Annotated in this window: 7 protein-coding genes; 5 read left to right on the forward strand and 2 right to left on the reverse strand. The window is 70.6% G+C overall.

The features are described 5' to 3' along the window. The first annotated feature begins 9 nt into the window (after positions 1 to 9). Positions 10 to 762 carry a 4-hydroxy-tetrahydrodipicolinate reductase gene (gene dapB, locus AC07D6_RS31920; RefSeq protein WP_315881664.1) on the forward strand — a complete coding sequence of 251 codons (753 nt, stop codon included), beginning with the start codon at positions 10 to 12 and terminating at the stop codon, positions 760 to 762. Between the two features lie 5 nt (positions 763 to 767). After that, entirely contained in the window at positions 768 to 1,220 is a 453-nt protein-coding gene (locus AC07D6_RS31925; protein WP_315881665.1) for a tetratricopeptide repeat protein, read from the forward strand. An 82-nt stretch (positions 1,221 to 1,302) separates the two neighbouring features. Here the strand turns inward: AC07D6_RS31925 and AC07D6_RS31930 are convergent, their stop codons facing one another. Further along, a complete protein-coding gene (locus AC07D6_RS31930) occupies positions 1,303 to 1,857 on the reverse strand; it encodes a hypothetical protein (protein WP_315881721.1) in 555 nt (184 codons plus the stop codon). A gap of 94 nt (positions 1,858 to 1,951) precedes the next feature. Next, positions 1,952 to 2,191 (reverse strand): hypothetical protein, encoded by a 240-nt coding sequence (locus tag AC07D6_RS31935; protein WP_315881722.1) that lies wholly within the window; start codon positions 2,189 to 2,191, stop codon positions 1,952 to 1,954. Between the two features lie 165 nt (positions 2,192 to 2,356). Here AC07D6_RS31935 and thyX point away from each other — a divergent pair, with 165 nt between their 5' ends. The 3 genes from thyX (at position 2,357) to AC07D6_RS31950 (ending at position 6,000) form a co-directional block, all read left to right on the forward strand. Then, entirely contained in the window at positions 2,357 to 3,097 is a 741-nt protein-coding gene (thyX, locus tag AC07D6_RS31940; protein WP_315881723.1) for an FAD-dependent thymidylate synthase, read from the forward strand. Between the two features lie 208 nt (positions 3,098 to 3,305). After that, a complete protein-coding gene (dapA, locus tag AC07D6_RS31945; protein WP_315881724.1) occupies positions 3,306 to 4,205 on the forward strand; it encodes a 4-hydroxy-tetrahydrodipicolinate synthase in 900 nt (299 codons plus the stop codon). Positions 4,206 to 4,314: 109 nt separating this feature from the next. After that, a complete protein-coding gene (locus AC07D6_RS31950) occupies positions 4,315 to 6,000 on the forward strand; it encodes a ribonuclease J (protein ID WP_315881725.1) in 1,686 nt (561 codons plus the stop codon). Positions 6,001 to 6,263 lie beyond the last annotated feature (263 nt).

Consider the following 6,263-nt stretch of genomic DNA (forward strand, 5'->3'; position numbering starts at 1 on the left):
GAAGCAAGCATGAGCAAGCTGCGCGTGGCCGTCCTCGGCGCCAAGGGCCGCATCGGCTCCGAAGCGGTACGAGCCGTGGAGGCCGCCGACGACATGGAACTCGTCGCGGCCCTGGGCCGGGGCGACTCGCTGGACGCGCTCACCGAGAGCGGCGCCCAGGTCGCCGTCGAGCTGACCACCCCCGACTCGGTGATGGACAACCTCGACCACTGCGTCCGCCACGGCATCCACGCCGTCGTCGGCACCACCGGCTGGACCGACGAACGCCTCGCGCGGCTGCGGGGCTGGCTCGACGCCAGCCCCGCCACGGGCGTCCTGATCGCCCCGAACTTCTCCATCGGCGCGGTCCTCACGATGAAGTTCGCGCAGATCGCCGCCCCCTACTTCGAGTCCGTCGAGGTCGTGGAGCTGCACCACCCCCGCAAGGTCGACGCCCCCTCCGGCACGGCCACCCGCACCGCCCAGCTCATCGCCGCCGCCCGCGCCGACGCCGGCTGCGCCCCGCAGCCCGACGCCACGGCCACCGCCCTGGACGGCGCGCGCGGCGCGAACGTGGACGGCGTCCCCGTCCACGCCGTACGCCTCCGCGGGCTCCTGGCCCACCAGGAGGTGCTGCTCGGCGGCGAGGGCGAGACGCTCACCGTCCGCCACGACTCGCTGCACCACAGCAGCTTCATGCCCGGCATCCTGCTGGGCTGCCGTCGCGTCGTCTCCGCCCCGGGCCTCACCTTCGGCCTGGAGCACTTCCTCGACCTCGGCTGACCCCCATGGGCGCGAAGATCACGTACTTCGTCATGGCGGCCTTCCTGGCCGTCTGGTTCGTCCTGGTCGGCGGCCGCGGCGTGGCCCTGATCCAGCAGGGCACGGCCATCACCGTGACCCTCGGGCTCGCGGCGATGGTCCTGCCGGCGATCGGCGTGTGGTTCCTCTGGATGAACACCCGGTTCGTCACCAAGGCCAACCGCCTCGCCGCCGAGCTGGAGGCCGAGGGCGGCCTGCCCGCCGACGAACTGCGCCGCACCCCCGACGGGCGGATCGACCGCGATTCGGCCGACGAGGTGTTCGCCAGGCGCCGCGCGGAGACCGAGGAGGCGCCGGACGACTGGCGCTGCTGGTTCCGGCTCGCCGTCGCCTACCGCGACGCCCGCGACACGCCCAGGGCCCGCAAGGCCATGCAGCGCGCGATCGCCCTGCACGACGAGCGGCCCGTCGCGTCCTGAGCGGCGGGGCCCGCCCCACGGCCCGTGCCCCGCGTCCCGGTCGACCGGGACGCGGGGCACGGGCCGTTCCGGGGCCGGCGGGTCAGGAGACGGGCGCGTACTCCGCGTTCCACGCCTCGACGGAGTCGGCGGCCCGGTCGAAGGCCTCCACCCGCGCCAGGAAGTCCGCGCTGTGGTCGGTGAGCAGCGTCAGCGGCTCCCCGTCGCCATGCCGTACGAGCAGCAGCGCCTGCCCCTGCACCGTCCGCGGCAGGCCCAGCCACCGCACCGGCTGCTGCACGGTCCGCAGCGACGCGGCCCGGGCCCACGGCACCGTGACGGTGCGGAAGAACCGCACCTGACGCACCCCGTGCCGGCTCACCCACGTGCCGACGCGCAGCAGCCGCAGCGCCACCGCGATGACCAGCGCCGCGGCGCCCAGACACGCGCCCGCGGCCGGCAGGGCCCCGGCCAGCGCGATGATCAGGGTCGCCAGCAGCATGAAGGAGGCGATCAGCAGGGCCAGGGCCGCCGCGATCACCCGCCAGGGGCCGGGCCGGTAGGGGCGACGCCACTGGTCGTGGTCGTCGAACGGGAGCGCGATGTCGCCGCTCGTGGCTTCGAAAGCGCGGTCGGCCGTCAGGAAGGGCAGGGGCACGACAGATCCTTAACTCTTTGCACGCTCGTTCGGGCTGTGCCCGGTGAGGCTACCCAGCGCCCCCGCACCCGGCCACAGCAGGGGCGCGTACGGGTCAACGGCCCTGAGAGGCCTCGGACTGCTGCGCGTGCCCGGCCTGCGGGCCGGCCTGCAGCGCCGGCATCCCGAACAGCAGCGACCCCACGAGCCCGGCCACCACGGTCAGTCCGATCAGCGTACGGCCGGCGATCTCCGAGAGGCCGGGACGCTGCCGTGCCGGAGGGGTGACGTTGCTGCGGAAGCGGTCGGTCTCCGCGACGAACGCGAACGGGACGGCCTCTCGCCGGGGGTGCATGGTGTGCTCTCCTCCTGTGTCGACAGTGAAATGCCGCTACTACCCGATACAGACGCTTGTACGAGCGGTTTGGTGCCCCGATCCGCCGAACCACCGGCGGCGAAGCCCCGACCTCGTTCTGGCTAGAGTAGGCGCGCCCGTCTACGCCACGCCGGAAGGACACCCGTGCCCCCCACTCCCGCTGAGAGCGCCAAGCTGCACTTCCGCAGTGATGTGACCGTTGACCTGGTCAGGAGCAGCGCCCATGACTCGGACGTGCTCTGGGCGGCCCGCGTCTCGACCGCCGGGGAGCAGTCGCTCGAGGAGCTCACGAAGGACCCGGAGCGCTCCAAGGGGCTGATCAACTACCTGATGCGGGACCGGCACGGCAGCCCCTTCGAGCACAACTCGATGACGTTCTTCATCAGCGCCCCGATCTTCGTCTTCCGCGAGTTCATGCGGCACCGCGTGGGCTGGTCGTACAACGAGGAGTCGGGCCGCTACCGGGAGCTCCAGCCGGTCTTCTACGTCCCGGACGCCTCCCGCAAGCTGGTCCAGGAGGGCCGCCCCGGCAAGTACGTCTTCGTCGAGGGCACGCAGGAGCAGCACGAGCTCGTCTCGCGCGCGATGGAGGAGTCGTACCTCCAGGCGTACGAGGCGTACCAGGAGATGCTCGCCGCCGGCGTCGCCCGCGAGGTCGCCCGCTCGGTCCTCCCCGTCGGCCTCTACTCGTCCATGTACGCCACGTGCAACGCCCGCTCGCTGATGCACTTCCTGGGCCTGCGCACCCAGCACGAGCTGGCGAAGGTCCCCTCCTTCCCGCAGCGGGAGATCGAGATGGTCGGCGAGCGCATGGAGGCGGAGTGGGCCAGGCTCATGCCGCTGACGCACGCCGCCTTCAACAAGAACGGCCGCGTCGCGCCGTAGCGCGGACCCGCCGGTCCCGGGGTCCGGGGCTGTACGGACGTACGGATGTACTGTCCGAAGTGTCCGTATTGCGGCGCTCTGAGAAGTTCATCTAGGCTGATCAAACGGACCCGGCACTGCTTGAACCCCCGAGCAGGCGGTGCCGGGCTCCGCTCCAGCCCGTCCCCGAGGGAACCCCACGCGCTGAGCAGCGAGTAGCGTGTTACCCATGGCTCCGATCTCCACTCCGCAGACCCCCTTCGGGAGGGTCCTCACCGCCATGGTCACGCCCTTCACGGCGGACGGCGCGCTCGACATCGACGGCGCTCAGCGGCTCGCCGCCCACCTCGTGGACGCGGGCAACGACGGCCTGGTCGTCAACGGCACCACCGGCGAGTCCCCGACCACCAGCGACGCGGAGAAAGACCAGCTCGTACGAGCGGTCCTGGAGGCGGTGGGCGATCGCGCCCACGTCATCGCGGGCATCGGCACCAATGACACCCGTCACACCCTCGAACTGGCCCGGGCCGCGGAGCGCGCCGGCGCGCACGGCCTGCTCGCCGTCACGCCGTACTACAACAAGCCCCCGCAAGAGGGCCTGTACCGGCACTTCACGGCCGTCGCCGACGCCACCGGGCTCCCCGTGATGCTCTACGACATCCCGGGCCGCAGCGGCGTCCCCATCGACACCGAGACGATCGTCCGCCTCGCCGAGCACCCGCGCATCGTCGCCAACAAGGACGCCAAGGGCGACCTCGGCCGCGCCAGCTGGGCCATCGCCCGCTCGGGCCTCGCCTGGTACTCCGGCGACGACATGCTCAACCTGCCGCTGCTCTCCGTCGGTGCCGTCGGCTTCGTCTCCGTCGTCGGCCACGTGGTCACCCCCGAGCTGCGGGCCCTCCTCGACGCCCACCTCAGCGGCGACGTCCAGAAGGCCGCCGAGATCCACCAGAAGCTGCTCCCGGTCTACACCGGCATGTTCCGCACGCAGGGCGTGATCACCACCAAGGCCGCCCTCGCCCTCCAGGGACTCCCCGCGGGCCCCCTGCGGCTGCCCCTCGTGGAGCTCTCCCCGGCCGCGACCGAGCAGCTGAGGACAGACCTCGCCGCCGGCGGGGTAGACCTGTGACAACGGACTTCACAACTGAATAGCAGCAACACAACCCTTTGTACCTGCATGAAAGTCACGCGCGCCACGTGTCTCAGCGGCACGTGGCGTGTGTGGTGAGGAGAGTCTTTTGAGCCATCCGCATCCTGAACTCGGTGCCCCGCCGAAGCTGCCCCCGGGCGGTCTGCGCATCACCCCGCTGGGCGGTCTCGGCGAGATCGGCCGCAACATGACCGTCTTCGAGTACGGCGGCCGACTGCTGATCGTCGACTGCGGCGTGCTCTTCCCCGAGGAGGAGCAGCCCGGCATCGACCTGATCCTGCCGGACTTCACGATCCTGAAGGACCGCCTCGACGACATCGAGGCCATCGTCCTCACCCACGGTCACGAGGACCACATCGGCGGCGTCCCGTACCTGCTCCGCCTCAAGCCGGACATCCCCCTGATCGGCTCGAAGCTGACCCTCGCCCTGATCGAGGCGAAGCTCCAGGAGCACCGCATCCGCCCCTACACCCTGGAGGTGGCCGAGGGGCAGCGCGAGGTGCTGGGCGCGTTCGACTGCGAGTTCATCGCGGTCAACCACTCCATCCCGGACGCCCTGGCCGTCGCCATCCGCACCCCCGCGGGCATGGTGGTCCACACGGGCGACTTCAAGATGGACCAGCTCCCGCTGGACAACCGCCTCACGGACCTGCACGCGTTCGCCCGGCTCAGCGAGGAGGGCATCGACCTCCTGCTCAGCGACTCCACGAACGCCGAGGTCCCCGGCTTCACCTCGCACGAGCGCGACATCTCGAACGTGATGCGCTCCGTGTTCGCCGGCGCCCAGCGGCGCATCATCGTGGCGAGCTTCGCCAGCCACGTGCACCGCATCCAGCAGGTCCTCGACGCGGCGTACGAGTACGGCCGCAGGGTCGCGTTCGTCGGCCGCTCGATGGTGCGCAACATGGGCATCGCCCGTGACCTGGGCTACCTGCGCGTACCGCCGGGCCTGGTCGTCGACGTGAAGACCCTCGACGACCTGCCGGACCACGAGGTCGTGCTCGTCTGCACGGGTTCCCAGGGCGAGCCGATGGCGGCCCTGTCCCGCATGGCCAACCGCGACCACCAGATCCGCATCGTCCAGGGCGACACGGTGATCCTGGCGTCGTCCCTGATCCCGGGCAACGAGAACGCGGTCTACCGCGTGATCAACGGCCTGACCCGCTGGGGCGCGAACGTCGTCCACAAGGGCAACGCCAAGGTGCACGTCTCGGGCCACGCCTCGGCCGGCGAGCTGCTGTACTTCTACAACATCTGCAAGCCGAAGAACCTGATGCCGGTGCACGGCGAATGGCGCCACCTGCGCGCCAACGCCGAGCTGGGCGCCATGACCGGCGTCCCGAAGGACCGCATCGTCATCGCCGAGGACGGCGTGGTCGTCGACCTGGTCGACGGCAAGGCCAAGATCGTCGGCAAGGTCCAGGCGGGCTACGTGTACGTGGACGGCCTGTCGGTCGGCGACGTCACGGAGGGCGCACTCAAGGACCGCCGCATCCTCGGAGAGGAGGGCATCGTCTCGGTCTTCGTCGTGGTCGACTCCACGACCGGCAAGATCGTCGGCGGTCCGCACATCCAGGCGCGCGGCTCCGGCATCGAGGACGGAGCGTTCGACGCGGTGCTCCCGAAGGTCGAGGACGCGCTGAACAAGTCGGCCCAGGACGGCGTCGTGGAGCCCCACCAGCTCCAGCAGCTGATCCGCCGCACCATCGGCAAGTGGGTCTCGGACACGTACCGCCGTCGTCCGATGATCCTGCCCGTGGTGGTGGAGGTCTGACGCTCCACCAGGCCGGGCCGGAGCGGGGCGACCTCGATTTGCATCGGGGCGCCCCGCTCCAGTACGTTTACGGCTCCGCCCGAGGGGAACCCGGTACGTTCACGCACCGGAGGGGACCCGGAGGAGCGGAAAATCCGACTCAGAACTTCTGATAAAGTCGGAAAGCGCCGAAAGGCGAAAGGCCCTCCAACGGCCGCTGGATACGAAATTCGGACCGGGAACGGAACGGAAAACGGATCTGGTAGAGTTGGAAACACCGAAGG

The sequence above is a fragment of the Streptomyces sp. NPDC045287 genome, assembly GCF_056432325.1.

What these genes read in the sequence shown, in the direction of transcription:
- dapB (WP_315881664.1), top strand. Translation starts at nt 10, where the DNA reads ATGAGCAAGCTGCGCGTGGCCGTCCTCGGCGCCAAGGGCCGCATCGGC.
- AC07D6_RS31925 (WP_315881665.1), top strand. Translation starts at nt 768, where the DNA reads ATGGGCGCGAAGATCACGTACTTCGTCATGGCGGCCTTCCTGGCCGTC.
- AC07D6_RS31935 (WP_315881722.1), bottom strand. Translation starts at nt 2,191, where the DNA reads ATGCACCCCCGGCGAGAGGCCGTCCCGTTCGCGTTCGTCGCGGAGACC.
- dapA (WP_315881724.1), top strand. Translation starts at nt 3,306, where the DNA reads ATGGCTCCGATCTCCACTCCGCAGACCCCCTTCGGGAGGGTCCTCACC.